The sequence below is a fragment of the Pseudomonas sp. Pc102 genome, assembly GCF_018408275.1.
Taxonomy (GTDB): domain Bacteria; phylum Pseudomonadota; class Gammaproteobacteria; order Pseudomonadales; family Pseudomonadaceae; genus Metapseudomonas; species Metapseudomonas tohonis.
In genome coordinates, this window is the sequence record NZ_AP021905.1 from 1,035,671 (window position 1) to 1,061,569 (window position 25,899).

Consider the following 25,899-nt stretch of genomic DNA (forward strand, 5'->3'; position numbering starts at 1 on the left):
ACGGGTATGTCCAACCGTGAGTTATCCCGACGCGCCTTCCTGCAGGGCAGCGTCATCGCAGGTATCGGCATCACGCTGGCACCGCTGGGCAGCAAGGCCTTTGCTGCATTGTTCGAAGACCGGGTCACCGCCTCGCCGCAGCCCTGGTACACGCCGGGCGGCCAGGCGCGAGCGCGCATCGACGGCGTCTCCAAGGCCTGCGGGGCCAAGGTCTTCGCCCGTGACATCCGCGCCCAGGACATGCCCGGCTGGCCCCAGCGCCAGGGCCATGCGCTGCTGATCAAGGCGACCCGCGCCGATCACCTCTACGCCGGCCTGGACCTGTCCATGCTCGGCGACGAGCTCAAGCCCGATCGCCTGGTCACCGCGGCAGACCTCGCCCGTGACGGCATCGGCTTCCCCGAAGGCCACAACCTCGACCCCTTCCTGCCGGAAGGCCAGGTGCCGATGTTCATCGGCCACCCGGTGGCACTGCTGATCTGGACCGACTTCGACCGCTACCGCCGGGCGAAGAACATCCTCAAGTTCAACGAGAAGGTGGTGCGCTACGGCGCCAAGGCCGAGCTGTACCAGGCCGACCCCTACGGCAGCTTCCGCTTCGTGCGCGTCGGCGGCGAGACGCCCTTCGAGCCGGACGTGTTCTCCAGCCTCAAGGACAGCATGCTGTTCCCCATCATCCGCCAGCGCAAACCGGTGTGGAGCCAGCAGGCCAAGATCAACGGCGACCTGACCCAGCAGGGCCTGTACTACGCCGAGCGCATGGAGCAGCAGCTCAAGGCGCCGCCGGAGGACTGGCTGGTGTTCGACGAGCGCTTCACCACCCAGTCCATCGAGCCGGCGGCCCTGGAGGCCGACAACGGCAATGGCTGGTACGACGCCGAGAGCGGCACCCTGCACTTCGTGGTCGCCACCCAGTGCCCCTTCGAGGTGGCCGAGCAGACCGCGCACATGCTGGCGCCGTCGCGCTTCAAGGTGGCCAAGCTCAACCTGCACCCCGGCTACACCGTGGGCTACGGCTCCAAGGACAACAACATCTTCGTCTTCTACGCCGCGCTCGCCGCGATGTACGGCGAAGGCGTGCCGGTGCGCCTGGCCAACGACCGCTACGAGCAGTTCCAGAGCGGCATCAAGCGCCACCCCTTCGACATGCACTACCAGCTGGCGGTGAACAAGCAGGACCACAGCTTCCAGATCTTCCGCGCGCACATGGACGTCGATGGCGGCGGCCGCGCCAACTACAGCTCCTCGGTGGCGGCGGTCGGCGCCACGGCGGCGCAGTCCATCTACTACCTGCCGCAGAGCGACCTGGCCGCCACCGCGTACCATTCGCGCGGCGTCGAGGCCGGCTCCATGCGCGGCTACGGCACCCTGCAGACCATGGCCGCCACCGAGATGATGGTGGACGAGGTGGCCGGCCGCCTGGGCCTGGACGCCATCGAGTTGCGCAGGAAGAACGTCTTCAAGACCGGCATGAAGAACACCCAGGGCGCGATTCCCGCCGGTGCGCTGCGCCTCGACGAGATCCTCGACAAGGCCGCCCAGCACGAGATCTGGCGCACCCGCGCGGAGCGCAAGCAGCGCTTCGACGCCGAGGACCCGGACAACCTCTACGGCGTCGGCTTCGCCATGTGCCAGAAGGACTTCGGCACCGGCTCCGAAGCGCCCCTGGCGAGCCTGGAGATCACCGCCGACGGCCGCGTGCTGCTGCGCCACGTGGCCATCGACATGGGCACCGGCATGGCCACCTCCCAGGCGCTGCTGGCCGCCGACCACCTGGGCCAGCCGGCCCACGAGATCAAGACCGGCGAGACCGACTGGCACGAGCTGGGCCTGGTCACCAGCGGCAACCCCTACATCATCAGCCAGGCCGACCAGGACGCCGCGCTGAAGAACCCGCGCTGGGTGGGCAAGCTGGCCTCGCCGTCCTCGGCCACCAACTCCGCCTACTACTCCGGCCACGCCACCCGCGAGGCCGCGCGCATCCTCTTCAACCACGGCCTGTGGCCGGCGGCGCTGAGCATCTGGGGCCGCGGCGAGTACAACGGCTCGCTCAACCCCTACGTGGTGCGCCGCGAGGATGCCCACTGGAAGGACGGCGCCCTGAGCGCCGGCGGCATGCCGCCGATCCCCTTCGAGCTGCTGGCCAGGAAGGCCCACGACCTGGGCCTGGTCACGGGTGCCAGCGTGCACGGCTTCAACCGCTGGAAGTGGGCCTCGGCCGAGTTCGAGATCAACGGCGTGCGCGAGAGCCTGCCGCTGGACGCGGTGGCGGTGAAGTACGGCGCCGGTGCCGACGCCGGCAAGCGCGCCCTGATGACCCGCAACGGCTACCACCTGCTGGACCGCGTGTCGGTCAGCTACCCGGAGACCCAGCTCAACAACGCCATGGTCACCTACTACAGCCCGGTGGCCACCCTGGTGGAGATCAAGGTCAACAAGGGCAGTGGCGAGGCCCGGGTGATCAACCACCATTCCTGGATGGAGTGCGGCCGGGTGATCGTGCCCGAGCTGGTGCTCGGCCAGCTGGAAGGCGGCATCGCCATGGGCATCGGCCATGCGCTCATGGAGGAGATGCCGCTCTACGAAGGGGGGCCGGGCGAGGGCACCTGGAACTTCAACCGCTACCAGCTGCCCCGCGCGAAGGACGTCGCCGTGTGGTCGCAGACGGCGGAGATCCTGCCGCCGCTGTCGCCCAGCGACCCGGCCAAGGGCATCGCCGAAGTGGTGATGATCCCCGTGGTCGGCGCCATCGTGAACGCCGTGGCCCATGCCACCGGCAAGCGCCTGCGCGACCTTCCCCTGACTCCGGCCCGCATCAAGGAGGCCCTCCATGGCTAACCGCGCGCTCAGCATGAACATCAACGGCCAGGCCGTCGGCCCCATCGAGGTGGCGGACGACCTGATGATGATCGACTTCCTCCACGAGTACCTGAACCTCACCGGCTCGCGCCTGGGCTGCGGCCAGGGCGTGTGCCACGCCTGCGTGGCCATCCTCGACAAGCCCGACGGCACCAGCGAGGAGATCCGCACCTGCATCACCGGCGCGCATTTCTTCGCCGGCAAGAACGTGCGCACCATCGAAGGCCACGCCAAGCGCGACGCCAAGGGCGAGGTGAGCGAGCTCAACCCGATCCAGCAGAAGTTCGTCGACCAGTTCGCCTTCCAGTGCAGCTACTGCACCCCGGGCTACGTCAATGCCGCCACCGTGCTGGTGGAGAAGCTGCAGCGCCAGCCGGTGAAACGCAGCGAGCTGGAGACCGAGATCGACAACGCCCTCGGCAAGCACATCTGCCGCTGCACCGGTTACGTCCGCTACTACAGCGCCGCGCGCGATGTGGTCGAGGAACTGGGTCTGGTGAAGGAAGGTTGAGATGAAACGACTGCTGATCGCCGCCGCTCTGCTCCTGCCCCTGGCCGCCACCGGCGCCCCCGAAGCACCGGCCGACAAGGCCCTGATCGAGCGCGGCCGCTACATTTCCCGCGCCGCTGACTGCGTGGCCTGCCACAGCATCGAGGGCAGTGCCCCCTATGCCGGCGGCCTGCCGCTGGAGTCGCCCTTCGGCACCATCTACGGCACCAACATCAGCCCGGACAAGGAGCACGGCATCGGCAACTACACCGCCGATGACCTCTACCGCGCGCTGACCCAGGGCGAGAAGCCCGACGGCAGCAAGCTGTACCCGGCGATGCCCTACACCTCCTACCACCTCATCACCCGCGAGGACTCCGACGCCCTCTACGCCTACCTGATGAGCCGCGAGCCGATTCCCAAGGCGAGCCCGCAGACCAGCCTGACCTTCCCGTTCAACCTGCGCTTCGGCCTGGCCTTCTGGAACATGCTCTACAAGAACCGCGTGCAGATGCAGCCGGCGGAGGGCAAGAGCGAAGAGTGGCAGCGCGGCCAGTACCTGGTGGAAGCCCTCGGCCACTGCGGCGAGTGCCACACCCCGCGCAACGCGCTCGGTGCCCTGCAGCAGGACCAGCGCATGGAAGGCGGCGTGCTGCTGGGCTACCTGGCGCCGAGCCTGAAGGCCGAGGCGCTGGCCGCGCGCGGCTGGACCACCGACGACCTGGCGACCTTCCTCAAGCACGGCATCAGCGCCCAGGGCACGGTGTTCAACGAGATGTACCCGGTGCTGCACCACAGCCTGCAATACCTGCCGGAGGTGGATCACCAGGCCATGGCGGTGTTCCTCATGGGCGACCAGCCGCCGGCCCCGGCAACCGTCGTCACCCGCCCGCTGGCCGAGCTGACCGCCAGCGCCCAGGCCGGTCGCCAGGAGTACCTGAACCTCTGCGCCGGCTGCCACGGCGCACAAGGGCAGGGCACCCCCCACGTGGCGGTGGCCATGGCCGGCAACACCACCTTGCGCCAGGAGGATTCGCGCAACCTCCTGCGGGTGATCGACGACGGCATCCGCGAACAGCAGTTCACCGGCTTCGAGCGCATGCAGCCGATGCCGGGCTTCCAGCACGATCTTGATGACGAGCGGATGCGTGATCTGCTCAACTACCTGCGCCAGACCTGGGGAGGATCGCCCGGGGACATCGGTATGGAGAGCGTCTCCCAACTGCGAAGCGAAAAGGTTCACTGACCATGCAACACCTCGACCTCATCGTCGTGCGCAAGGCCCTCGAATGGTCCCGGGCCGGCCAGCGTGTCTGGCTCTGTACCGTGCTTTCCACCTACGGCTCGGCGCCCCGCGCGCCGGGTTCGCTGCTGGCCGCCAACGAGGCGGGGCAGTGGGTGGGGTCGTTGTCCGGCGGTTGCGTCGAGGATGATTTCCTCGAACGCGTCGCCGCAGGCGCCTTCCCCGAGCCGCTGGCGCTGGTGCGCTACGGCGACGGCAGCGATGAGCGTTCGAAGATCAGCCTGCCCTGCGGCGGGGTCCTGGATGTGCTGGTGGAGAACCTGCCGGCCGATTGCGAGGTGCAGGCGCACCTGCGCGAGCTGGAAAGCGCCCTGGCCGGGCAGCGCCGCCTGCTGCGGGAGATCCGCATCGATGACGGCAGCCGCTCCCTGCGAGAGGATCGCGAGCAGGGGGCCCGGGTGGAGCGCGACGAGCAGATGATCCGCCTGCGCGTGGGCGCCGCCCAGCGTCTGTTGCTGGCCGGCTATTCCTCGGTGGCGCAGGTGTGCGCCGAGTTCGCCCAGCCGCTGGGCTTCGAGGTGGTGCTCTGCGACCCCCGCGAGGAGGTGCTCGAGGGGGTCGAGCTGCCGGGCGTCGAGGTGCGTCGTGAACTGCCTTCCGAGGTGATCCGCAACGGCGGCTGCCACGCCGACACCGCCGTGGTGGCGCTGACCCACGACCCGCGCATCGACGACCTGGCGATGATCGAGGCGGTGCGCACCGAGGCCTTCTACATCGGCGTGATGGGCTCGATGGCCACCAGCGCCAAGCGCCGGGAGCGCCTGCGCCGCGTGGGCGGCCTGAGCGAAGCGGACATGGCCCGCATCATCGCCCCCATCGGCCTGAACCTGGGCAGCAAGACCCCGGCGGAGATCGCCCTGGCGGTGCTCGCCGACATCCTGCGGGTGCGCAATGCGATTCCGCGCGAGCGGGTCTAGTTTTCGGCTCCTGATGTAGGGGCGAATTCATTCGCCCAGCAGCCCGACGGATTGCTTCACCCAGGTAATTGGCACGAGGACCGCTGCGCGGTCCCGGGCGAATGAATTCGCCCCACAGGAGGTCCCCCGATGCCCCACGTCATCGCCCTGATCCTCGCCGCTGGCCGTGGCACCCGCTTCGGCAGCGACAAGCGCCAGGCGCGCCTGGCCGACGGGCGCACCCTGCTGGCGGCCAGCGTGGCGCGGGCACGAACGGTGTTCGACGAGGTGCGCGTGGTGCTGCGCCCCGAGGATGAACCGGCCGCACTGGGCCTGCCCGGCGATTGCCCGATCATCCGCTGCGCGGACGCCGACCAGGGCATGGGCCACAGCCTGGCTGCCGGCGCGCGCGGGTTATCCACAGCCCCGGGCGATGCCCTGGCGGTGTTGCTGGGCGACATGCCCTGGCTGGCCGAGGCCACCCTGCGCGAGCTGCTGGCGCGGGCCGACGCCCGGCGCATCCTGTTTCCGCTGCACCAGGGCCAGCGTGGCCACCCGGTGATCTTCGGCCGTGCCTTCTGGCCCGAGCTCGAACGCCTCCAGGGCGACGAGGGCGCCCGTGCGGTGCTCGCCGCCCATCGCGAGGCCTGGTTGGCGCTGGAGGTGGACGACCCCGGCGTGGTGCTGGACGTGGATACGCCCCGGGCCCTTGATACGGGACAGGTGGAAAGGCCGTAGGCGTGCACCGGCTGCCAGGGGGCTAGGGTGGACGACGCTTCATCCATCCACCGGGCGGGTTGGCGGGCTGCTCAGGACTGTCCAGTGACCTTGTAGCGGAGCTCCGGTCCGGCTCCGTGTTTGTCCAGGGTTATCCACTCGCTGCGGCAACCTGCCGCGTGGCAATCGACCACAGCATTTTCCCTCGAGCGAAGCGCTACTCTTTAGCTGCTGATTGATCTGCGTCAATGCCCGCCCCTTGGGCTTGCGCTTGCGGCTGAACGAGCCGCCATCTCCCTGAAACCTCACATAAAAAGAACGAATTCCCAGGGCCAGCGCTCCAATTGCCGGAGTGACCCGCCCAGGGCCGTGCCCGTGAACCAGCTAGAGGACGTCGTAATGTTCGGATTGGAGGCTCTTGATCTCGCCCGAATCCAGTTCGCCTTCACCATTTCCTTCCACATCATCTTTCCGGCCATCACCATCGGCCTGGCGAGTTACCTGGCGGTACTGGAAGGCTTGTGGCTGAAGACCAACCGGGAGGTCTACCGCGACCTCTATCACTTCTGGTCGAAGATTTTCGCCGTCAACTTCGGCATGGGCGTGGTGTCCGGCCTGGTGATGGCCTATCAGTTCGGCACCAACTGGAGCGCGTTCTCCGACTTCGCCGGCTCGGTCACCGGGCCGCTGCTGACCTACGAGGTGCTCACCGCGTTCTTCCTCGAAGCCGGCTTCCTCGGCGTGATGCTGTTCGGCTGGAACCGCGTCGGGCCGGGCCTGCACTTCTTCTCCACGGTGATGGTGGCCATCGGCACGCTGATCTCCACCTTCTGGATCCTGGCCTCCAACAGCTGGATGCAGACGCCCCAGGGCTTCGAGATCGTCGATGGCCGGGTGATTCCCACCGACTGGTTCGCGGTGATCTTCAACCCGTCCTTCCCCTATCGCCTGGCCCACATGGCCACCGCGGCCTTCCTCGCCACGGCGTTCTTCGTCGGCTCCTCGGCGGCCTGGCACCTGCTGCGCGGCCGGGACAACCCGGCGATCCGCCAGATGCTCTCCATGGCCATGTGGATGGCCCTGCTGGTGGCGCCGATACAGGCCTTCATCGGCGACATGCACGGCCTCAACACCCTGGAACACCAGCCGGCGAAGATCGCCGCCATCGAGGGCCACTGGGAGAACCCGCCCGGCGAGGCGACCCCGCTGATCCTCTTCGGCTGGCCGGACATGGAGCGCGAGGAAACCCGCTTCAAGGTGGAGATCCCCTACCTGGGCAGCCTCATCCTCACCCACAGCCTGGACAAGCAGGTGCCGGCGCTGAAGGAGTTCCCCAAGGAAGACCGGCCCAACTCCACCATCGTCTTCTGGTCGTTCCGCATCATGGTCGCCCTGGGCCTGCTGATGATCCTGGTCGGCGTCTGGAGCCTGTGGCTGCGCTGGCGCGGCGGGCTGTTCAGCTCGCGGCCGTTCCTCCACCTGTGCCTGTGGATGGGCCCGTCCGGGCTGATCGCGATCCTCGCCGGCTGGTTCACCACCGAGATCGGCCGCCAGCCCTGGGTCGTGTACGGCCTGATGCGCACCGCCGACGCCTCGTCGAACCACAGCTTCGCGCAGATGAGCCTCACCCTGATCATGTTCGTGGTGGTCTATTTCGCCGTGTTCGGCGCCGGTTTCAGCTACCTGCTGCGCCTGGTGCGCAAGGGACCGAAGACCGACGAGGGCAAGGAGCAGGGCATCGGTGGTCCCGGCCAGAAACGTACGCCGGCGCGGCCCATCTCGGCGGCCGACGAGAATATGGAAGACGACGACAACTCGGGTGACGACCTGGGCGCGAGGAACTGAACATGGGCATCGACCTTTCTCTGATCTGGGCGATCATCATCGTCTTCGGCGTGATGATGTACGTGGTGATGGACGGCTTCGACCTGGGCATCGGCATCCTCTTCCCCTTCGTCAAGGACGACTCCGAGCGCGACGTGATGATGAACACCGTCGCGCCGGTGTGGGACGGTAACGAGACCTGGCTGGTGCTGGGCGGGGCGGGCCTGTTCGCGGCCTTCCCGCTGGCCTACTCGGTGGTGCTCAGCGCGCTCTACCTGCCGCTGATCTTCATGCTCATCGGCCTGGTGTTCCGCGGCGTGGCCTTCGAGTTCCGCTTCAAGGCCAAGGAGCACAAGCGCCACATCTGGGACAAGGCCTTCATCGGCGGCTCCCTGGCGGCGACCTTCTTCCAGGGCGTGGCCCTGGGGGCCTTCATCGAGGGCATCCCCGTGGAGAACCGCCAGTTCGCCGGCGGCGGGCTGGACTGGCTGGCGCCGTTCCCGATCTTCAGCGGCCTGGGGCTGGTGGCGGCCTATGCGCTGCTCGGCTGCACCTGGCTGATCATGAAGACCGAAGGCCGCCTGCAGGAGCAGATGCACGACATGGCCCGGCCGCTGGCCCTGGTGCTGCTGGCGGTGATCGGCATCGTCAGCATCTGGACGCCCCTGTCCCACGGCGAGATCGCCCAGCGCTGGTTCAGCCTGCCCAACCTGTTCTGGTTCCTGCCGGTGCCGCTGCTGGTGCTGGTGACCTTCTTCTACCTGCTGCGATCGGTGGCGAACTACGACAACATCAAGCCCTTCGTGCTCACCCTGATCCTCATCTTCCTCGGCTACAGCGGCCTGGGCATCAGCCTCTGGCCGAACATCGTGCCGGGCTCGCTGAGCATCTGGCAGGCCGCCGCGCCGCCTCAGAGCCAGGGCTTCGCGCTGGTGGGGGCGCTGTTCATCATCCCCTTCATCCTCGTGTACACCGCCTGGAGCTACTACGTGTTCCGCGGCAAGGTCACCCCGGACCAGGGCTACCACTAGTGGACAGGAGAGCGACCATGGCTGTGGACAACCCCGAGAAGAAACCCCTGTGGCAGCGCCTGGGCTGGCTGCTGGCGATCTGGACCGGCAGCGTCCTGGCGCTGGGCGTGGTGTCGTACCTGCTGCGCCTGTTCATGAATGCGGCGGGGCTGAGCACGCCCTGAGCAGGGCTCGGACCCGCTCCTGCTCGTTCCCGTAGGAGCGAGCTCTGCTCGCGAAGCTCTTTGCAACGGGCAGGATGCCCGGCCCGGCTCCGATGGTGGACTGGTGAAGCGGGGTCCACCCTACGCGACTGAGCGAGTTCCCTCGGTATCAGGGAGCGCTGGGGCGGCAGGGTGGATGTCGCTTTTTACATCCACCGGCGATGCCCGGCTGGCTCCGAGGGTGGGCCCGCGAATCCCTGCGGCGTGCGCCCGATTGATCGCGCCCCTATTTGCTGGCCTTGAGGATCACGAACTTGGGCGTGGCGGCGATCTGTTCGACGCCGCGGTACAGGCGCTTGAGCTTGGCGTGGTAGCCCAGGTGGCGGTTGCCGACTATCCACAGCTCCCCGCCGGTGACCAGCGCATCGCGCGCCTGCACGAACATGCGCCAGGCGAGGAAGTCGCCCACCACCTGCTGCTGGTGGAAGGGCGGGTTGCACAGCACCAGGTCCAGCGAGCCGGCCGGCTGCTCGGCGAGGCCGTCGCCGGGGCGGATCTCCACCGGGCGCTCGCCCAGGGCCGCGCGCCAGTTATCCACAGCCGATTGCACGGCCATGTACGACTCATCCACCAGTGTCAGCTGCGCTTCCGGGTTGGCCAGGGCGTAGGCGATACCGAGCACGCCATTGCCGCAGCCGAGGTCGGCCACGCGGGTGGCGTCCAGGCGCCTGGGCAGGTGCGGGAGGAAGGCGCGGGTGCCGATGTCCAGGCCTTCGCGGCAGAACACGTTGGCGTGGTTGAGCAGCTCGAGGCGGGGTTCGTCGAGCTGGTAGCGGGTCGGGTAGGGCGAGCGGGCGGCCGGTCGGTCCGCCGCCGTGGCCACCAGCAGGCGGGCCTTCTTCACCGCCAGCGAGGCCTGCATCGGGCCGATGTACTTCTCCAGCAGGTCGCCGGCGGCATGGGGCAGGTGCTTGACCATGCCGGCGGCCACCACCGTGGCGCCAGGCGCCAGGCGGCCCTGCAGGCGGATCAATTGCTCTTCCATCAGCGCCAGGGTCTTGGGTACGCGGACCAGCACGCGGTCGAAGGTGCCGTCCATCGGTTCGCTGGCTGGCACGAAGCGCACCGCGTCGGCGGCCAGGCCGTTGCGCGCGAGGTTGCGTTGCAGGCCGAGGAAGCCCAGGTGCGAGTCGCCGCTGCTGGTGACCTGCACGTGCGGCGCCAGGCTGGCGGCCAGGGCGCCGAAGCTGTCGTTGAGCACCAGCACCCGGGTGGCGGCGTCGGGCGCCTGTTCGTGCAGGTGGCCGAGCAGGTACTCGTCGGCGGCGTCGAAGGCCTGCAGCGGGTCGTTCGGCTGGTCGGGAACGCGGACCAGGTCGAGCTGGCCGAAAGGGGTGAGCAGTTGGGGCATCGGGAACTCTGGAAAGGGCTGAGGGCGGAGATTGTGCTGGAAGTGAGAGCTGGTTGGGATTAGCGGTGCTTGTTTATTGATCAGTTTTGCCTAAGAATCCGCGCCTCTGATTTCGGCCCGCCATCCCATGGCGATTCTCTGCGCCGGAACAGCTCCAATAATAACCAGGCATCTGGCATTTCTCTGCCCTGAACGACCTGGTACGCCGTAAAAAACGGTGCGTACCCGCTGGTTGGGAGCGGGCGTTCCACCGAAAAAAACCTTATTCCAGACGGAGCCGACGCGCATGGCGCGGGCTTCGCCGTTGCCATTTGCACAGGTGCATACATGTACAAGTCTCTGTTCGGGGCGCTGTTCGCTTCGCTCATGGTCCTTTCCAGCTCCGCGCTGGCCGAGGAGCCGATCCTCATCAAGTTCTCCCACGTCGTGGCCGAGGACACGCCCAAGGGCAAGGGCGCGCTGCTGTTCAAGAAGCTGGTGGAAGAACGCCTGCCGGGCAAGGTGAAGGTCGAGGTCTACCCGAACTCCAGCCTCTTCGGCGACGCCGACGAGATCCAGGCGCTGCAGAGCGGCCAGGTGCAGATGCTGGCGCCCTCGCTGTCCAAGTTCGAGGCGTACACCAAGCAGTTGCAGGTATTCGACCTGCCGTTCCTGTTCGATGACCTCGAAGCCGTGAAGCGCTTCCAGAAGCGCGACAAGAGCCGCGAGCTGCTGCGCTCGATGTCCAAGCAGGGCATCTATGGCCTGGGCTACTGGAACAACGGCATGAAGGAGCTGACCTCCAGCCGCGAGTTGCGCAAGCCCGAGGACGCCAAGGGCCTGGCCTTCCGTATCCAGCCGTCCTCCGTGCTCGACGCGCAGTTCGGCCTGCTCGGCGCCAAGACCGTGAAGATGCCCTTCGCCGACGCCTTCAAGGCGCTGCAGGCCGGCACCATCCAGGGCACCGAAGGCCCCTGGTCGAACATCGCCAGCCAGAAGATCGACACCGTCCAGCCCTACGTCATCGAGACCAACCACGGTTCGCTGAACTACATGCTGATCACCAACCAGAAATTCTGGATCAGCATCCCGTACCAGACCCGCACCGAGCTGGAGGCGATCATCGAAGAGGTCACCTTCGCGGTGAACAAGGAAGCCGAGGCGATGAACCAGAAGGACCGCGAGCGCGTCATCGCCGCCGGCAAGACCAAGGTGATCACCCTCACCCCCGAGGAGCGTGACGCCTGGCGCCAGGCCCTGTTGCCGCTGTGGAAGACCTACGAGGCGGAGATCGGTGCCGACGTGCTGCGCGCGGCCCAGACCGTCAACCGCAAGCACTGATCGGTCTATAGCCACAACGCGCGCGGGTGTTTCCCGCGCGCGCTTTGCGGGACACTGGCGGGGTTCCAGCGACAGGAGTCCGCAATGAGCGCCAGCGAAGAGAAGTTCACCCGCCAGACCCTGCTCGACGTCCAGACCCTGACGCCGAGCCTGTTCACCCTGCGCACCACCCGTGACCCCGGCTTTCGCTTCCGCGCCGGCCAGTTCGCCCGCCTGGGCGTGACCAGGGCCGATGGCAGCACCGTGTGGCGCGCCTACTCCATGGTGTCGGCCCCCCATGACGAGCACCTTGAATTTTTTTCCATCGTGGTGCCCGGCGGCGAATTCACCAGCGAGCTGAGCCGCCTCGCCGTGGGTGACACGCTGCTGGTCGACAAGCAGGCCTTCGGTTTCCTCACCCTCGATCGCTTCAATGACGGCCGCGACCTCTGGCTGCTGGCCACCGGCACCGGTATCGCGCCTTTCCTGTCCATCCTCCAGGACCTGGAGGTGTGGCAACGCTTCGAGCGCATCGTGCTGGTGTACAGCGCGCGGCATGAGCGCGAGCTGGCCTACCAGCCGTTGATCGCGGGCCTGAAGGGCCTGGAGCATCTGGAAGGCGTCGCCGACAAGCTGACCTACGTCCCGGTGGTGACCCGCGAGCAGGTGCCGGGTGCGCTGAACGGGCGCATCACCACGCTGATCGAGAACGGCGAGCTGGAACGCGCCGCGGGCCTGGCGCTGGCCCCCGAGCATTCGCGGGTGATGCTCTGCGGCAACCCGCAGATGATCGAAGACACCCGTGCCGTGCTCAAGGCCCGCGACATGAACCTGGCCCTGACCCGCCGGCCCGGGCAGGTGGCGGTGGAGAATTACTGGTAGAAGACGCTGGCCCAGCGAGCCTTTGTATCTTTCGTAGGATAGGTAGAGCGAAGCGAAACCCATCGATGCGAGGTAGGGCATGGGTTCGGTGCCGGCCTGCCAGCATGGGTTTCGCACGGCTCTACCCATCCTACGACACAGGGTTTCGCACGGCCCGCGGACCCCTCACATCTCCACATCCCCACGACTCGCACAAGCGCCGTCGCAGCGCCCGGGGCAGCTGCAACCGGTGCTGCTGCGCCCGGTGGCGCGCTCCATGCGCCGGGCCACGGGTTCGTCGTCGGCGAAGGGGAGCATGGTGGCTTCGTCGATCTGCCGCTGGTCCTTGCCGCCCAGGCTGAGCTGGGTGGCGACGTAGAAGAACACCAGGGCGCCGAGGGACAGCAGCCCGTAGAAGCCATCCAGGTCCATGGCCGCCTCCTCAGGTGCGGGCCGCGATGGCGGCGGTTTCGCTGCGCGGCGCGCGGATGGTGACCCAGCTGTTCCAGGCCATCAGCAGCATGCCGGTGAGGAAGAAGGCGCCGCCGATGAAGCGCACCAGGAATCCCGGGTGGCTGGCTTCGAGGGCCTCGACGAAGGAGTAGGTGAGGGTGCCGTCGTCGTTGACCGCGCGCCACATCAGGCCCTGGGTGATGCCGTTGACCCACATCGAGGCGATGTAGAGCACGGTGCCGATGGTGGCCAGCCAGAAGTGCGCGTTGATCAGCCGGGTGCTGTACATCCGCTCGCGGCCGAAGATCTTCGGGATCAGGTGGTAGAGCGAGCCGAAGGTGATCATCGCCACCCAGCCGAGGGCGCCGGCGTGCACGTGGCCGATGGTCCAGTCGGTGTAGTGGGAGAGGGCGTTGACCGTCTTGATCGCCATCATCGGGCCTTCGAAGGTGGACATGCCGTAGAAGGCCAGCGATACGATGAGGAAGCGCAGGATCGGGTCGTCGCGCAACTTATGCCAGGCGCCGGAGAGGGTCATCATGCCGTTGATCATGCCGCCCCAGCTGGGCGCCAGGAGGATGATCGACATCGCCATGCCCAGGCTCTGCGCCCAGTCCGGCAGAGCGGTGTAGTGCAGGTGGTGCGGGCCGGCCCAGATGTACAGGGTGATCAGCGCCCAGAAGTGGACGATGGACAGGCGGTAGGAGTAGACCGGGCGCCCGGCCTGCTTGGGGATGAAGTAGTACATCATCCCGAGGAAGCCGGTGGTGAGGAAGAAGCCCACGGCGTTGTGCCCGTACCACCACTGCACCATGGCATCGGTGGCGCCGCTGTAGAGCGGATAGGACTTGAACCAGCTGACCGGGATGGCCATGTGGTTGACCACGTGGAGCATGGCCGTGACCAGGATGAAGGAGCCGAAGAACCAGTTGCCGACGTAGATGTGCCGGGTGCGGCGCTTCATCACGGTGCCGAAGAACACCACCGCGTAGGCGACCCAGACGATGCCCATCCACACGGCGCCGGTGAACTCCACCTCGGCGTATTCCTTGGTGGTGGTCAGGCCCTGGGGCAGGGTGACCAGCAGCATCACCACGAGGACCTGCCAGCCCCAGAAGGTGAAGGCGGCCAGGCCGTCGCCGAACAGTCGCGCCTGGCAGGTGCGCTGCACCGTGTAGTAGCTGGTGGCGAAAAGCGCGCTGCCGCCGAAGGCGAAGATCACCAGGTTGGTGTGCAGGGGGCGCAGGCGGCCGAAGCTGGTCCAGGGCAGGTCGAGGTTGAGCTGCGGCCAGACCAGCTGGGCGGCGATGAACACGCCCAGCCCCATGCCGACCACGCCCCAGACCAGGGTCATGATCGCGAACTGACGAACCACCCGGTAGTTGTAGGTGGGCTCCTGTAGTGCGGTGTTCATGGCGGAACCTTTTCGATTGCGGAAGAAGGCGCCAGCGCCGGGGCTGGCCAGGCCGCCACTCTAGGAAGCCGGGTCCGAACAAAACAGGCTCAGATCATTGAGGTTTTTAGAGATCAGATCCCAGGCGCGGGCATGCCAGTGAAACAGCGGCGAAGTTGAGCAGGCGCTCAATCTGATCCGCTTTTCGAGTTCACATCTGCGGCTGTTTATGAGGGGCATGGCCGCCCATAGTGGCACCTCGTTGTTCCGCTCCCGGTGCAGGGGCGGCGCCAGACCGAGGAGCCTTGCATGTATCGATACGACGACTATGACCACGCGCTGGTACGCGAGCGCGTGGCGCAGTTCCGCGACCAGGTGGCGCGGCGCATCAGCGACGAGCTGAGCGAGGAGGAGTTCCTCCCGCTGCGCCTGCAGAACGGCCTGTACATGCAGAAGCACGCCTACATGCTGCGCGTGGCCATCCCCTACGGCACCCTGTCGTCGCGGCAGCTGCGCACCCTGGCCGGCATCGCCCGCGACCACGACCGTTGCTACGGCCACTTCACCACGCGGCAGAACATCCAGTTCAACTGGATCGAACTGGCCGAGGTGCCGGACATCCTCGAACGCCTGGCCGAGGTGGAGATGCACGCCATCCAGACCTCCGGCAACTGCGTGCGCAACATCACCACCGAGGCCTTCGCCGGGGTGGCCGCCGACGAGCTGCTGGACCCGCGCCCGCTGGCCGAGATCCTGCGCCAGTGGTCCACCATCAACCCCGAATTCCTGTTCCTGCCGCGCAAGTTCAAGATCGCCATCTCCGCGTCCGGCGAGGACCGCGCGGCCATCCAGATGCACGACATCGGCCTCTACCTGTACCGCGACGAGGCGGGCGAGATGTGCCTGCGGGTACTGGTGGGCGGTGGCCTCGGGCGCACGCCCATCCTCGGCCTGCAGATTCGCGAGGGCCTGCCGTGGCAGCACCTGCTGTCTTACGTCGAGGCCATCCTGCGGGTGTACAACCGCCACGGCCGGCGCGACAACAAGTACAAGGCGCGGATCAAGATCCTGGTCAAGGCGCTGGGCATCGAGGCCTTCGCCCGCGAGGTGGAGGCCGAGTGGGAACACCTGCGCGACGGCCCGGCCCAGTTGACCCTGGCGGAGTACCAGCGCGTGGCCGCCGCCTTCGACGCGCCGAGCTACGAGACGCTCGACGACCTCGACCTGGCCTTCGGCAGCCAGTTGGCTGCCGATGCCGAGTTCGCCCGCTGGTGCTCGCGCAACCTGCAGCCGCACAAGGTGCCGGGGTACGTCGCCGTGGTGCTGTCCACCAAGCCCGGGGTCGACGCGCCGCCGGGCGACGTCACCGCCGCGCAGATGGAGGCGGTGGCCGACTGGGCCGAGCGCTTCGGCTTCGGCGAGATCCGCATCGCCCACGAACAGAATCTGGTGCTGCCCGACGTGCGCAAGCGTGACCTGTACGCGCTCTGGAACGCCGCCCGCGACACCGGCCTGGCCACGCCGAACATCGGCCTGCTGACCGATATCATCGCCTGCCCCGGTGGCGACTACTGCGCACTGGCCAACGCCAAGTCGATCCCCATCGCCCAGGCCATCCAGCAGCGTTTCGAGGACCTTGACTACCTCCACGACCTGGGCGAGCTGAGCCTGAACATCTCCGGCTGCATGAATGCCTGCGGCCATCACCACATCGGCAACATCGGCATCCTCGGCGTCGACAAGGGTGGCAGCGAGTGGTACCAGATCACCCTCGGCGGCGCCCAGGGCATGGCGGCGGCGCTGGGCAAGGTGATTGGCCCGTCCTTCAGCGCCGCCGAGGTGCCGGAGGTGATCGAGCGCATCGTCGCCACCTACCTCGACTATCGCGAGCTGGAGGAGCGCTTCGTCGATACGGTCGGGCGCATTGGCCTGGAGCCGTTCAAGGAACGGGTCTACGCGCGCGCGGAGGTGCCGGCATGAACAACCTCATCCGCCTGCTGGATGGAGAGCCGCACCTGGTACCGGACGACCCCTGGACCCTGGTGCGCGAGGTGGGCGAAGGCCTGCCGGACGGCCCGTTGATCCTGCCGCTGGCCCTGTGGCGCGAGCGAGATGGCCGCGACGGCCTGCTGCTGCAACCGGATGACGAGGTGGAGACGCTGGGGCCATTGCTGGGGGCCGAGGTGCCGCTCGTCGCCGTGGATTTCCCCAGCTTCCGCGACGGCCGTGGCTATAGCCAGGCCTACCTGCTGCGCAGCCGGCTCGGCTGGCACGGCGAGCTGCGCGCGGTGGGCGATGTGCTGCGCGACCAGCTCTCGCACATGCGCCAGTGCGGCTTCGATGCCTTCGCCGTGCGCGCGGACAAGTCCGTCGTCGATGCGCTCAAGGGGCTGGCCGGGGTCAGCGTGCTCTACGGGCGTTCGGTGATCGAGCCGAGGCCCTTGTTCCGCCGGCGCTAAGCGACTTCGTACACGATTGGTAAAAAATCCCTAGTTAAACGGCGTGCATTCATGTCCTAGGATGCACGTCCGTTTTTTCGATCCGGAACCCAATGGACAGCGACAGTAGCAAACCACCCCCCAGCAGCGTGGGCGTGGCCCCTTCCTTCCCCGGCGCCGCCGAGCGCCCGATCCGAGCGTGGCACCCCGCCGCGCGATCTTCCCGCATGCCGATCCGCCTGCAGCGCTCCCGTGGCGCCGATGCAGCCTTCGCGCCTGCCCGTCTTTCGCCCGGGAGTGCCTGAACATGGAATGGATAGCCGACCCCACCGCCTGGCTGGGACTGCTGACGCTGATCGTGCTGGAGATCGTCCTCGGCATCGACAACCTGGTGTTCATCGCCATCCTCGCCGACAAGCTGCCCCCCGAGCAGCGTGACCGCGCACGCCTGATCGGCCTGTCGCTGGCGCTGATCATGCGCCTGGGCCTGCTGGCCAGCATCTCCTGGCTGGTGACCCTGACCGAGCCGCTGTTCGAGGTGTTCGGCCAGGCCTTCTCCGGGCGAGACCTGATCATGCTCTTCGGCGGCGTGTTCCTGTTGTTCAAGGCCACCATGGAGCTGCACGAGCGCATCGAGGGGCGGGTCCACCACCAGGGCGGCAGCCGCACCTATGCGATGTTCTGGCCGGTGGTCGCGCAGATCGTGGTGCTGGATGCGGTGTTCTCCCTCGACGCGGTGATCACCGCCGTCGGCATGGTCGAGCACCTTGAGGTGATGATGATCGCCGTGGTGATCTCCATCGGCCTGATGATCGTCGCCAGCAAGCCGCTGACCGCCTTCGTCAACGCCCACCCCACGGTGATCATGCTGTGCCTGGGCTTCTTGATGATGATCGGCTTCAGCCTCACCGCCGAAGGCCTGGGCTTCCACATTCCCAAGGGCTACCTGTACGCGGCCATCGGCTTCTCGATCCTCATCGAGCTGGCCAACCAGACGGTGCGCTGGCGCCGCAAGCGCCAGCTGCAGGGCAGCCGTGGCCTGCGTGAGCGCACCGCCCACGCGGTGCTGCGCCTGCTCGGCGGGCGCGGCGTGGATGCGGGCGAGGTGGGCGACGACATCGCCGACATGCTCAAGGACGGCGAAGGCGATACCGCGGTGTTCGACCGCCGCGAGCGGGTGATGATCAGTGGCGTGCTGCACCTGGCCGAGCGTTCGATCCGCACCGTGATGACCGACCGCGCGCGGGTCAACCGCATCGACCTGGACGATTCCCGCGAGCAGGTCCACCAGGCCCTGCTGCAGGCGCCGCATTCGCGCCTGGTGGTGATCCGTGGCGGCGCGGTGGACGAGCCCCTGGGCTACCTGCACAAGAAGGAGTTGTTCAAGGAGCTGCTGCGCGGCGAGGAGCCGGACCTGGAATCGCTGCTGCGCTCGCCGGTCAACCTGCCGGAAAGCGTCTCGGTGCTGGGCGCCCTGGAGCAGATGCGCGAGGCCTCGACCCACATCGCCTTCGTGGTCAACGAGTTCGGCGGCTTCGAAGGCCTGGTGACCATGACCGATATCCTGGAGTCCATCGCCGGCCAGTTGCCCGACGCCAGCGAGAGCGAGGGCCTGGACATCGAGCCCAGTGGCGAGGGCTACAAGGTCAGCGGTGCGGTGAACCTGGCGGTGCTGCGCGAGCGCCTGGGCTTCCGCGCCCGCCCCACGGACGACTACCAGACCCTGGCGGGCCTGGCCATGAGCCTGCTGGACCGCCTGCCGATGGTCGGCGACCGCCTCGAGGTCGAAGGCTGGGAGCTGCGGGTGACCGAGGTGCGCGAGCGCCGGGTCAACCGCCTGCTGCTGAGGCCGGTCGAGGAGACGGGCTGAGCCTGAAAAAGAAAACGGCGCCTCAGGGCGCCGTTCTTCATGGCAGCAGTCCGTTCAGGGCTGCTGCTTGTCCTGCTGCTGCGACTTGAGCAGGTCGCGGATCTCGGTCAGCAGCACTTCCTCCGGCGTCGGTGCCGGCGGGACGGAAGGGGCCACGGCCTCTTCGCGCTTGAGTTTGTTGATGGCCTTCACGCCCATGAAGATGGCGAAGGCGACGATGATGAAGTCCAGCACCGTCTGGATGAACTTGCCGTAGCTCAGCACCACTGCCGGCACGTCGCCCTGGGCGGCCTTGAGGGTGATTGCCAGGTCTGTGAAGTCGACCCCGCCGATCAGCAGGCCGATCGGTGGCATGATCACGTCACCGACGAAGGACGAGACGATCTTGCCGAAGGCCGCGCCGACGATGATGCCCACCGCCATGTCGACCACATTGCCCTTCACTGCGAAGGCTTTGAATTCGTTCAGTAGGCTCATGTACCGCTCCCCGGGTTCTGGTTATGGGCTGAAAGTGTAACCGAGTGTTCTGACCGCGCCATCTCAGCGATGTTGCGGTTCCACATGGCGGTAGAGGCGGCAGAAGTCACCGTGGACGCTCGTGTCTACGGGCTTTTCCACCTTCACGCCGGTGGCCGGGTAGCGGGCCAGCAGGACCTTCGGGCGCACCGGGCGCGGGTAGAAGCCGCCGCCGCAGTTGGGGCAGACGTTCTCCAGGCGCTGTGCGCAGGCGGCGCAGAAGGTGCACTCGAACGAGCAGATGCGTGCATCGGTGCTCGAAGGGGGCAGGGGACGGGAACAGGCTTCGCAGCTAGGGCGCAGCTCCAGCATCGGGGTTCTCCTCGGTCAGGCGCACAATCCTAGAACTTCCCGTGGTCGGCGCACAGCCACGAGTGTTCACTGAACACGCCATCGGGCCGCCCGGCACCAACAACGGCCCCGCTTGGTCTAGCCTCAAGGAAGTTTCCGGAGAGAGGAGCCCGACCATGCCGCTCGAACATCACCCCCTCAATCGCGAGTTCCCCGAATATCGCGACACGATGCAGGAGATGCTGCAACACAACGTGCATTTTTCCCGCCTGGCGCAGGAGTACCAGCGCCTCGATGCACGCATCTATGAAGTGGAGGACGGCAAGCACGCCCTCGACGACCTTGCCCTGCACAGCCTGAAGATGCAGCGGGTGGCGCTGAAGGACGAGATCGCCCAGTTGCTCAAGAACCACTAGGGATTCGTTCCCGGTAGCCGGCGAGGCGGCTTGATCGGCGTCAACGCGGGGGAAGCCGGCGCTGGGTAGTCTGGCGCCCATTTCCCCTTCCGGAGCCGTCGCCATGACCGTCTACGACACCCTTCCCAGCACCGCCCCGAGCGTGACCGCAAGGCCCTGTACGAGGCGCGCCGCGCCGAGGAGCGCATCGCCCGCCTGCGCGAGCAGTACGAGCTTCTGGAGAAGCGCATCGGCCGCATCGAGCAGGGCAGCGAGCCGCTGGACGGCTCCAGCCTCCAGGCCCTGCGCATGCGCCGCGACGGCCTGCTGCAGAACCTGCAGGCGCTCAAGGCGCCGGAACGCAAGGAAGGCTGCTGCGGCTGCGGGCGCGCCTGCGGGGGTTGATCCGCTATCATGCGGGCTTCGTTTTTTCTGACGGAGTCCGCTGATGGCCAAGGCCAAGCGCATGTACGGCTGCACCGAGTGCGGCTCGACCTTCCCCAAATGGGCCGGCCAATGCGGTGACTGCGGGGCCTGGAACACCCTGGTGGAAACCGTGATCGACGGCGCCGCACCGCCCAGCGGGCGCGCCGGCTGGGCCGGCGGGCAGGCGCAGATCAAGACCCTGGCCGAGGTCAGCGTCGAGGAGATGCCGCGCTTCTCCACCGCCTCCGCCGAGCTGGATCGCGTGCTCGGCGGCGGCCTGGTCGACGGCTCGGTGGTGCTGATCGGCGGCGACCCGGGCATCGGCAAGTCCACCATCCTCCTGCAGACCCTGTGCAACATCGCCTCGCGCTTCCCCGCGCTCTACGTCACCGGTGAGGAGTCCCAGCAGCAGGTCGCCATGCGCGCCCGCCGCCTCGGGTTGCCCGAGGACAAGCTCAAGGTGATGACCGAGACCTGCATCGAAAGCATCATCGCCACCGCTCGGGTCGAGAAGCCCAAGGTGATGGTGATCGACTCCATCCAGACCATCTTCACCGAGCAGCTGCAGTCCGCCCCCGGCGGCGTGGCCCAGGTGCGCGAGAGCGCGGCGCTGCTGGTGCGCTACGCCAAGCAGAGCGGCACGGCGATCTTCCTGGTCGGCCACGTGACCAAGGAGGGCGCCCTGGCGGGGCCGCGCGTGCTGGAGCACATGGTCGACACGGTGCTGTATTTCGAGGGTGAGTCCGACGGCCGCCTGCGCCTGCTGCGGGCGGTGAAGAACCGCTTCGGCGCGGTCAACGAACTGGGCGTGTTCGGCATGACCGACAAGGGCCTCAAGGAGGTTTCCAACCCCTCGGCGATCTTCCTCACCCGCGCCCAGGAAGCGGTGCCCGGCAGCGTGGTCATGGCCACCTGGGAAGGCTCGCGGCCGATGCTGGTGGAGGTGCAGGCCCTGGTGGACACCAGCCACCTGGCCAACCCGCGCCGCGTGACCCTGGGCCTGGACCAGAACCGCCTGGCGATGCTGCTGGCGGTGCTGCACCGCCATGGCGGCATTCCCACCCACGACCAGGACGTGTTCCTCAACGTGGTGGGCGGGGTCAAGGTGCTGGAGACGGCCTCCGACCTGGCGCTGATCGCGGCGATCATGTCGAGCCTGCGCAACCGCCCGCTGGAGCATGACCTGCTGGTGTTCGGCGAAGTGGGGCTGTCGGGTGAGGTGCGTCCCGTGCCCAGCGGCCAGGAGCGTTTGAAGGAAGCGGGCAAGCACGGCTTCAAGCGGGCCATCGTGCCCAAGGGCAACGCCCCGAAAGAGGCGCCGCCCGGGTTGCGGGTGATCGCGGTGACACGCCTGGAGCAGGCGCTGGACGCGTTGTTCGAGTAGCGGCTACTTCTCCACCAGGGCGGCGAGGTCGCGCTCCAGCAGGCCTTCGTCGCCCAGGTTGAGTTCCACCAGGCGGCGCAGGTGGGCGATGGAATCCAGGTCGATGTGCTGGCAGACGAAGCCCAGTTGGTCCTTCTGGACGCGGGTCAGCACGACTTCCATGCGCACCTGGGTGTCGCCGCTGAGGCGGACGGTGGCGAGGAACGGCTGGTCCGGATCGCCGTTCCAGTTGCTCGGGCGTTCCACCAGCAGGCCCTTCAGGGAAATGTCCTGCAGCTCGACGTTCCAGCGACGCTCGTCCTGGGCGATCTCTGTGGCGGCATCGAACGCGATGCGGTGGAAGCGTCGGCGCTCGTTGTCTGTGTCACTCATGGCGTGGCTCCTGCTCAATTCACACAACTATAGACAAGGCTCGGGGCTGCCGCTCATCGGGAACGGCGGCGCCACAACCAGGCTCCGGCGGCACCCAGCAACAGCGCGGCGCCGGCGACGAGGCCGTACCTGATGGAGTAGAACCCGTCGCGCACGGCCTGTTCACGTTCTTCCCACAGGCGGCCGTGGGCGCTCTGGAAGTCCGGCTCCTCGCAGTTCATGCCGAAGTTGCCCGCCCATTCCACGAAGGGGCCGTGCTCGACATAGCGCCGGTAGATGGCCTGGGCACGGCCCAGGTCGGTGTACTGGATCCAGCCGCTGCCCTTGCACAGCACGGCGGCGAAGGCCTGGCTGGTGTGGGGCAGGTCGTCGGCGGCACGTTCGGTGAGGTCGGCGGCGACCCAGCGGTAGTGATAGCGCGCGTTGGGTTGTGCCATATGGGCGTTCTGTCGCTGCACCTCGCCCTCGGACAACAGGCCCTCCGCCTTCAGCGGGCCGACCTGGGTGAGGGCGAAGTAGCCGCCCAGCGCATGGAAGTCCGGTGACACCTCGTAGCCCAGCAGCTCCATGCCCTGCCAGCGGGCCAGGCGCGCGGCGGCGTAGTAGGCCTCGGCGCGGCCGATGCCGGTCCAGCGGCTCTGCGCCTGCTCGCGGGCCTGGCCGTATTCACGGGCAGCGGCGCGCAGTTCGTCGCTCTCGAAGTAGGCCGGGGCTTCGTCGTAGCGGCCTTCGCGCAGCAGGCGGCGGCCCAGCAGGTCGCGCAGGGAGGCGGCCACCGGGCGTGGGCGATAGGCGTCGCGGTCTTCCTGGGTCTGTGCCGGCGGCGCGTCCACCTTGGCGTCCACGTAGTCCTTGAGCTCGTCGAGGGTGAGCACGCGCTCGGCCACGGCGGCGGCGTCCAACCAGTAGAGATCGCCGCTGCGGTAGAGGTTGTCGAAAGCCTCCAGGTAGTCGCCGCGCTGCAGCGCGAGGATGGCGCTCTCGCCCTCCACCCGGCAGCGCGGCTTGACGGTTTCCCACTCCCAGTTCTCGGTGCGCCGGGCACCCCATTGCTCGTCCCCGGGAAAGGCCCTGGCGGCGCGGGCGTAGGCTTCGGTGGCGCGGGGGGTGTCGCCGGCGCGCATGGCCAGCTTGGCCCTCAGCCACCAGGCGAGGCCGCTGTCGCCGGCCTTCGCCAGGAAGCGCTCGGCGTTGTCGTAGCGGCCGAAGCGATAGGAGAGTGCGGCGAGGCGGTCTGCGTTGGGCAGCTCGGCGGCGTCGAGGGCCATCAGCATTTCGGCCAGGTGCTGCTCGCCGCTGGGCTGCTCGTCATAGAACCAGCCGATCCGGGTGACCAGGCGCACCGTCAGCAGTTGCTGGACCTCGGGCACCGCCAGCAGCGGCACCAGTTGCTCATCGGGCATGCGCGAAAGCTCCCCGCTCAACTGGCGCAGGGAGCTGTAGCCGGTGCTGGAGTGCAGGGCGGCCTGGCTGGCGTAGAGGCGGATCGCCTCGCCCCAGTCGCCGGCCTCCCTGGCCAGCAGGGCTTCCTCGCCCAGGCTGGCGGCGGCCAGTTCCAGCGGGTCGTCGAAGCCCTCGACGGCCAGCTTGCGGGTGAGGCGGAAGGCTTCCTTGGCGGCTTCGGCGTTGGCGTGCAGGCGCTGGGTGGCTTCCTCGTCGCTGAGCACCTCGTCGCTGGCGGGCAGGGCGCGGCTGCTGGCGGCCAGGGTGCGGCCCATGGAGTAGGCGGCCCAGGTGCTGCGGGTACGGCGCTCGGCTTCCGGCAGTGCGAGGACGCGGCGGAAGTAGTCGACGGCCAGCGGGGCGTCGCTGCCGAAGGCCACGGCGCCGGCGGTATAGAGACGGATCTCGGCGGGCAGGTCCATGCCCTGGGCCTCGGCCTGCTGGGCATCGTCGAGGGCGCGCAGGGCCTGGACGCGCTTCCAGGTCGCCTCGCCCAGTTCGCTCTGCTCGCGCTCGTCGCGCTGCTGCAGGTAGCTGCTGTTGTCCTCTTCCCAGCGTGGCACCAGGCTGGCCTCGGTGACCGGCTTGAGTCCGGGAATGGGCGGGGCCAGGCGGGTGATCTCGAAGGCGAAGTTGCCCTCGGGCAGCTCGGCCAGGCTGTTGGCCCGGTCGTCCAGCAGGCGCATCGAGAAGTCGGGGCCGCAGGCCAGGGCGCTGCCGAGCGGCAGGGCGAGGGCGATGGCCAGGGCCAGGCGGGCGGGCCGCCGTTCAGGGGCGTACATGGATTCCTCCTTGATCGAGTTCGGAGCAGCGCGCCCAGCCCAGCGCGCGGCGTTGGCCGGCGGCGAGGTCGGTGCTGGCCTGGCGTTCCAGCACCAGGCCCGTGTCGCTGCGTTGCATGCGGTAGCCGGGCAGGGCGTCGAAGGCCTGGCAGTCGCGGGCGGTGATCTCCACCCGACCCGGCAGTGGCGCGGGGATGTTGCCCGTGTTGGTGAGGCTGAATTCGTGCAGGGGGCCCGGGTTGACCGGCTGCCCGACGGTGACCCGGAGTTCGACGGCCAGGGGCTCGCCCAAGGCGACCGCGCGCAAGGTGGCGTAGGGCCAGGCGCGCCTGTCGCCGTCCAGCGGCAGGCGGAACCAGATGAGCCCGGCCAGGTGCTCGGGGCGATCCCCGCGCAGCGTGTCCAGCAGTCCGGCGACCTGGCGCGGGTCGGCGCTGAGTTCGCGGCGCTCGCCGGCCAGTCCCAGGGGCGCCTCGCTTTCCACCTGGGCGCCACCGGTGCTGGCTATCAGGCCCGCACCGTAGGCGGGCAGGGCGAGGAGGAAGGGGCGGTCGCTGCGTTCGTTCCAGCGGCGGGCCCAGTCCAGGGCCTTGTCGGCGTCGAACAACCCCTGTTCGGGCGCGCTGACGCCATGGACCTGCAGCACGCTGCCGTCCACCTGGGCCAGCAGCGCGTCGAGGTCGGGGCTGGAGAGCCAGGCGGGCAGGGCGGTTATACCCAGGTGCATGCCGGCCGGCAGGGCCTGGCGCAGCTCAGCGAGGAATCGGATGTAGCCGGGCAGGCGCGCGCTGGCGCAGTCGTGGTCGATCTCCAGCGCTTGCGGGGCCAGGCCGGCGGCCCGCCACTCGGCGAGCATCGCGGTGATCTCCTGGCGGGCCCGTTGCGCGTCCAGCTGCGGCAGCTGGCCGTCGAGGCGTACCACCGCCACCAACGGGCGGCCATCGCGGCGCAGCAGGGCGCTGTCCACCTTCACGCGGGACCAGCCGGCGCCGGGGTGTGCCTGCAGGGCGAGCACGCGCAGGGTGGAGAAGTCGCTGCGGCTGCGGGCCAGGGCATCGGCGTGGGCGGGCAACCATTGGCGTTGCCAGATATAGAGCTGCTGGTCGAGAGGCGGAGACACCTCTTCACGGCAACCGGCAGCCAGCGCGAGTAGGCATGAGAGGGCCGCGATCCTGCGGCGGGAGGAGCCGTACATGGTCGTCATCGGGAAGGACTGGGCGCCGCGGCCCGTTCGCGGCGGATTAGACTCCCAATCCCGATGCCCGGCAAGGGGCGCGCGTCAACCCGTTCACATCCGTGCAA

24 protein-coding genes are annotated in these 25,899 nt (G+C 68.0%); 15 read left to right on the forward strand and 9 right to left on the reverse strand.

Features of this window, described 5'->3' with window-relative positions; all coding sequences use genetic code 11:
• The first annotated feature begins 6 nt into the window (after positions 1 to 6).
• From PHLH3_RS04950 to PHLH3_RS04985, 8 genes are all read left to right on the forward strand, one after another.
• On the forward strand, positions 7 to 2,838 hold the full coding sequence (locus PHLH3_RS04950) for a xanthine dehydrogenase family protein molybdopterin-binding subunit (RefSeq protein ID WP_213628426.1): 2,832 nt from the start codon (positions 7 to 9) through the stop codon (positions 2,836 to 2,838).
• Positions 2,831 to 3,370 (forward strand): (2Fe-2S)-binding protein, encoded by a 540-nt coding sequence (locus PHLH3_RS04955; protein ID WP_173173490.1) that lies wholly within the window; start codon positions 2,831 to 2,833, stop codon positions 3,368 to 3,370. The genes PHLH3_RS04950 and PHLH3_RS04955 overlap by 8 nt, the downstream gene beginning before the upstream one ends.
• Position 3,371: 1 nt before the next feature.
• Positions 3,372 to 4,595 (forward strand): cytochrome c, encoded by a 1,224-nt coding sequence (locus PHLH3_RS04960; protein WP_213628427.1) that lies wholly within the window; start codon positions 3,372 to 3,374, stop codon positions 4,593 to 4,595.
• Between the two features lie 2 nt (positions 4,596 to 4,597).
• On the forward strand, positions 4,598 to 5,569 hold the full coding sequence (locus PHLH3_RS04965) for an XdhC family protein (RefSeq protein ID WP_213628428.1): 972 nt from the start codon (positions 4,598 to 4,600) through the stop codon (positions 5,567 to 5,569).
• A gap of 129 nt (positions 5,570 to 5,698) precedes the next feature.
• Positions 5,699 to 6,286 (forward strand): nucleotidyltransferase family protein, encoded by a 588-nt coding sequence (locus PHLH3_RS04970; RefSeq protein WP_213628429.1) that lies wholly within the window; start codon positions 5,699 to 5,701, stop codon positions 6,284 to 6,286.
• A 378-nt stretch (positions 6,287 to 6,664) separates the two neighbouring features.
• Entirely contained in the window at positions 6,665 to 8,110 is a 1,446-nt protein-coding gene (locus tag PHLH3_RS04975) for a cytochrome ubiquinol oxidase subunit I (protein ID WP_213628430.1), read from the forward strand.
• Positions 8,111 to 8,112: 2 nt separating this feature from the next.
• The gene (gene cydB, locus PHLH3_RS04980; protein WP_173173479.1) at positions 8,113 to 9,120 is read left to right on the forward strand and encodes a cytochrome d ubiquinol oxidase subunit II; all 1,008 of its coding nucleotides are present in this window, start codon (positions 8,113 to 8,115) and stop codon (positions 9,118 to 9,120) included.
• 17 nt (positions 9,121 to 9,137) lie between these two features.
• Positions 9,138 to 9,284, forward strand: a complete 147-nt coding sequence (locus tag PHLH3_RS04985) for a DUF2474 domain-containing protein (protein ID WP_173173477.1) — start codon at positions 9,138 to 9,140, stop codon at positions 9,282 to 9,284.
• A 265-nt stretch (positions 9,285 to 9,549) separates the two neighbouring features.
• On the opposite strand, the gene PHLH3_RS04990 is transcribed toward PHLH3_RS04985, so the two are convergent.
• On the reverse strand, positions 9,550 to 10,674 hold the full coding sequence (locus tag PHLH3_RS04990; RefSeq protein ID WP_213628431.1) for a class I SAM-dependent methyltransferase: 1,125 nt from the start codon (positions 10,672 to 10,674) through the stop codon (positions 9,550 to 9,552).
• A 327-nt stretch (positions 10,675 to 11,001) separates the two neighbouring features.
• Between PHLH3_RS04990 and PHLH3_RS04995 the strand changes: the two genes are divergently transcribed.
• Both PHLH3_RS04995 and PHLH3_RS05000 read left to right on the forward strand, forming a co-directional pair.
• Positions 11,002 to 11,994 carry a TRAP transporter substrate-binding protein gene (locus PHLH3_RS04995; protein WP_173173473.1) on the forward strand — a complete coding sequence of 331 codons (993 nt, stop codon included), beginning with the start codon at positions 11,002 to 11,004 and terminating at the stop codon, positions 11,992 to 11,994.
• A gap of 84 nt (positions 11,995 to 12,078) precedes the next feature.
• The gene (locus tag PHLH3_RS05000; RefSeq protein WP_213628432.1) at positions 12,079 to 12,855 is read left to right on the forward strand and encodes a ferredoxin--NADP reductase; all 777 of its coding nucleotides are present in this window, start codon (positions 12,079 to 12,081) and stop codon (positions 12,853 to 12,855) included.
• Positions 12,856 to 13,020: 165 nt separating this feature from the next.
• Here the strand turns inward: PHLH3_RS05000 and PHLH3_RS05005 are convergent, their stop codons facing one another.
• Positions 13,021 to 13,266 carry a cbb3-type cytochrome c oxidase subunit 3 gene (locus PHLH3_RS05005; protein ID WP_173173469.1) on the reverse strand — a complete coding sequence of 82 codons (246 nt, stop codon included), beginning with the start codon at positions 13,264 to 13,266 and terminating at the stop codon, positions 13,021 to 13,023.
• Between the two features lie 10 nt (positions 13,267 to 13,276).
• On the reverse strand, positions 13,277 to 14,701 hold the full coding sequence (gene ccoN, locus PHLH3_RS05010) for a cytochrome-c oxidase, cbb3-type subunit I (RefSeq protein ID WP_213628433.1): 1,425 nt from the start codon (positions 14,699 to 14,701) through the stop codon (positions 13,277 to 13,279).
• Positions 14,702 to 14,989: 288 nt separating this feature from the next.
• Between ccoN and PHLH3_RS05015 the strand changes: the two genes are divergently transcribed.
• From PHLH3_RS05015 to PHLH3_RS05025, 3 genes are all read left to right on the forward strand, one after another.
• Positions 14,990 to 16,660: a nitrite/sulfite reductase gene (locus tag PHLH3_RS05015; protein WP_213628434.1), complete on the forward strand. Its 1,671-nt coding sequence runs from the start codon at positions 14,990 to 14,992 to the stop codon at positions 16,658 to 16,660.
• Positions 16,657 to 17,139: a DUF934 domain-containing protein gene (locus PHLH3_RS05020; protein WP_213628435.1), complete on the forward strand. Its 483-nt coding sequence runs from the start codon at positions 16,657 to 16,659 to the stop codon at positions 17,137 to 17,139. Before PHLH3_RS05015 ends, PHLH3_RS05020 begins: the two co-directional genes overlap by 4 nt.
• 286 nt (positions 17,140 to 17,425) lie before the next feature.
• Positions 17,426 to 18,988, forward strand: a complete 1,563-nt coding sequence (locus PHLH3_RS05025; protein WP_213628436.1) for a TerC family protein — start codon at positions 17,426 to 17,428, stop codon at positions 18,986 to 18,988.
• Between the two features lie 54 nt (positions 18,989 to 19,042).
• Here the strand turns inward: PHLH3_RS05025 and mscL are convergent, their stop codons facing one another.
• Together mscL and PHLH3_RS05035 are read right to left on the reverse strand one after the other, a co-directional pair.
• Positions 19,043 to 19,465: a large-conductance mechanosensitive channel protein MscL gene (mscL, locus tag PHLH3_RS05030; protein ID WP_173173459.1), complete on the reverse strand. Its 423-nt coding sequence runs from the start codon at positions 19,463 to 19,465 to the stop codon at positions 19,043 to 19,045.
• A 63-nt stretch (positions 19,466 to 19,528) separates the two neighbouring features.
• Positions 19,529 to 19,816: a DUF1272 domain-containing protein gene (locus PHLH3_RS05035; RefSeq protein ID WP_173173458.1), complete on the reverse strand. Its 288-nt coding sequence runs from the start codon at positions 19,814 to 19,816 to the stop codon at positions 19,529 to 19,531.
• A 155-nt stretch (positions 19,817 to 19,971) separates the two neighbouring features.
• Between PHLH3_RS05035 and PHLH3_RS05040 the strand changes: the two genes are divergently transcribed.
• On the forward strand, positions 19,972 to 20,211 hold the full coding sequence (locus tag PHLH3_RS05040) for a DUF465 domain-containing protein (protein ID WP_111259693.1): 240 nt from the start codon (positions 19,972 to 19,974) through the stop codon (positions 20,209 to 20,211).
• A gap of 111 nt (positions 20,212 to 20,322) precedes the next feature.
• On the opposite strand, the gene PHLH3_RS05045 is transcribed toward PHLH3_RS05040, so the two are convergent.
• On the reverse strand, positions 20,323 to 20,658 hold the full coding sequence (locus tag PHLH3_RS05045; RefSeq protein ID WP_213628437.1) for a hypothetical protein: 336 nt from the start codon (positions 20,656 to 20,658) through the stop codon (positions 20,323 to 20,325).
• Between PHLH3_RS05045 and radA the strand changes: the two genes are divergently transcribed.
• A complete protein-coding gene (radA, locus tag PHLH3_RS05050; protein ID WP_021218793.1) occupies positions 20,639 to 22,000 on the forward strand; it encodes a DNA repair protein RadA in 1,362 nt (453 codons plus the stop codon). The two genes, PHLH3_RS05045 and radA, sit on opposite strands and share 20 nt — an antisense overlap.
• A 3-nt stretch (positions 22,001 to 22,003) precedes the next feature.
• Here radA and PHLH3_RS05055 read toward each other — a convergent pair whose 3' ends face one another.
• The 3 genes from PHLH3_RS05055 to PHLH3_RS05065 are packed head-to-tail and all read right to left on the reverse strand — an operon-like array spanning position 22,004 to position 25,792.
• Positions 22,004 to 22,372: a PilZ domain-containing protein gene (locus PHLH3_RS05055; RefSeq protein ID WP_173173454.1), complete on the reverse strand. Its 369-nt coding sequence runs from the start codon at positions 22,370 to 22,372 to the stop codon at positions 22,004 to 22,006.
• Positions 22,373 to 22,425: 53 nt separating this feature from the next.
• Positions 22,426 to 24,597, reverse strand: a complete 2,172-nt coding sequence (locus PHLH3_RS05060; protein WP_213628438.1) for a hypothetical protein — start codon at positions 24,595 to 24,597, stop codon at positions 22,426 to 22,428.
• Positions 24,584 to 25,792, reverse strand: coding sequence for a DUF3142 domain-containing protein (locus tag PHLH3_RS05065; RefSeq protein WP_213628439.1), 1,209 nt, complete (start codon positions 25,790 to 25,792; stop codon positions 24,584 to 24,586). The genes PHLH3_RS05060 and PHLH3_RS05065 overlap by 14 nt, the downstream gene beginning before the upstream one ends.
• Positions 25,793 to 25,899 lie beyond the last annotated feature (107 nt).

Excerpts from the sequence above, each read along its gene's own strand:
- mscL (WP_173173459.1), bottom strand. The coding sequence starts at position 19,465 with ATGAGCCTACTGAACGAATTCAAAGCCTTCGCAGTGAAGGGCAATGTG.
- PHLH3_RS05000 (WP_213628432.1), top strand. The coding sequence starts at position 12,079 with ATGAGCGCCAGCGAAGAGAAGTTCACCCGCCAGACCCTGCTCGACGTC.
- PHLH3_RS04950 (WP_213628426.1), top strand. The coding sequence starts at position 7 with ATGTCCAACCGTGAGTTATCCCGACGCGCCTTCCTGCAGGGCAGCGTC.
- PHLH3_RS05015 (WP_213628434.1), top strand. The coding sequence starts at position 14,990 with ATGTATCGATACGACGACTATGACCACGCGCTGGTACGCGAGCGCGTG.
- PHLH3_RS04965 (WP_213628428.1), top strand. The coding sequence starts at position 4,598 with ATGCAACACCTCGACCTCATCGTCGTGCGCAAGGCCCTCGAATGGTCC.
- PHLH3_RS04975 (WP_213628430.1), top strand. The coding sequence starts at position 6,665 with ATGTTCGGATTGGAGGCTCTTGATCTCGCCCGAATCCAGTTCGCCTTC.
- PHLH3_RS05025 (WP_213628436.1), top strand. The coding sequence starts at position 17,426 with ATGGAATGGATAGCCGACCCCACCGCCTGGCTGGGACTGCTGACGCTG.
- PHLH3_RS04955 (WP_173173490.1), top strand. The coding sequence starts at position 2,831 with ATGGCTAACCGCGCGCTCAGCATGAACATCAACGGCCAGGCCGTCGGC.
- PHLH3_RS04995 (WP_173173473.1), top strand. The coding sequence starts at position 11,002 with ATGTACAAGTCTCTGTTCGGGGCGCTGTTCGCTTCGCTCATGGTCCTT.
- PHLH3_RS05020 (WP_213628435.1), top strand. The coding sequence starts at position 16,657 with ATGAACAACCTCATCCGCCTGCTGGATGGAGAGCCGCACCTGGTACCG.
- ccoN (WP_213628433.1), bottom strand. The coding sequence starts at position 14,701 with ATGAACACCGCACTACAGGAGCCCACCTACAACTACCGGGTGGTTCGT.
- PHLH3_RS05045 (WP_213628437.1), bottom strand. The coding sequence starts at position 20,658 with ATGCGCTTGGCCTTGGCCATCAGCGGACTCCGTCAGAAAAAACGAAGC.
- PHLH3_RS04985 (WP_173173477.1), top strand. The coding sequence starts at position 9,138 with ATGGCTGTGGACAACCCCGAGAAGAAACCCCTGTGGCAGCGCCTGGGC.
- PHLH3_RS05055 (WP_173173454.1), bottom strand. The coding sequence starts at position 22,372 with ATGAGTGACACAGACAACGAGCGCCGACGCTTCCACCGCATCGCGTTC.
- PHLH3_RS05040 (WP_111259693.1), top strand. The coding sequence starts at position 19,972 with ATGCCGCTCGAACATCACCCCCTCAATCGCGAGTTCCCCGAATATCGC.
- PHLH3_RS04990 (WP_213628431.1), bottom strand. The coding sequence starts at position 10,674 with ATGCCCCAACTGCTCACCCCTTTCGGCCAGCTCGACCTGGTCCGCGTT.
- PHLH3_RS04960 (WP_213628427.1), top strand. The coding sequence starts at position 3,372 with ATGAAACGACTGCTGATCGCCGCCGCTCTGCTCCTGCCCCTGGCCGCC.
- PHLH3_RS05060 (WP_213628438.1), bottom strand. The coding sequence starts at position 24,597 with ATGTACGCCCCTGAACGGCGGCCCGCCCGCCTGGCCCTGGCCATCGCC.
- PHLH3_RS04970 (WP_213628429.1), top strand. The coding sequence starts at position 5,699 with ATGCCCCACGTCATCGCCCTGATCCTCGCCGCTGGCCGTGGCACCCGC.
- PHLH3_RS05065 (WP_213628439.1), bottom strand. The coding sequence starts at position 25,792 with ATGTACGGCTCCTCCCGCCGCAGGATCGCGGCCCTCTCATGCCTACTC.
- PHLH3_RS05005 (WP_173173469.1), bottom strand. The coding sequence starts at position 13,266 with ATGGACCTGGATGGCTTCTACGGGCTGCTGTCCCTCGGCGCCCTGGTG.
- PHLH3_RS05035 (WP_173173458.1), bottom strand. The coding sequence starts at position 19,816 with ATGCTGGAGCTGCGCCCTAGCTGCGAAGCCTGTTCCCGTCCCCTGCCC.
- cydB (WP_173173479.1), top strand. The coding sequence starts at position 8,113 with ATGGGCATCGACCTTTCTCTGATCTGGGCGATCATCATCGTCTTCGGC.
- radA (WP_021218793.1), top strand. The coding sequence starts at position 20,639 with ATGGCCAAGGCCAAGCGCATGTACGGCTGCACCGAGTGCGGCTCGACC.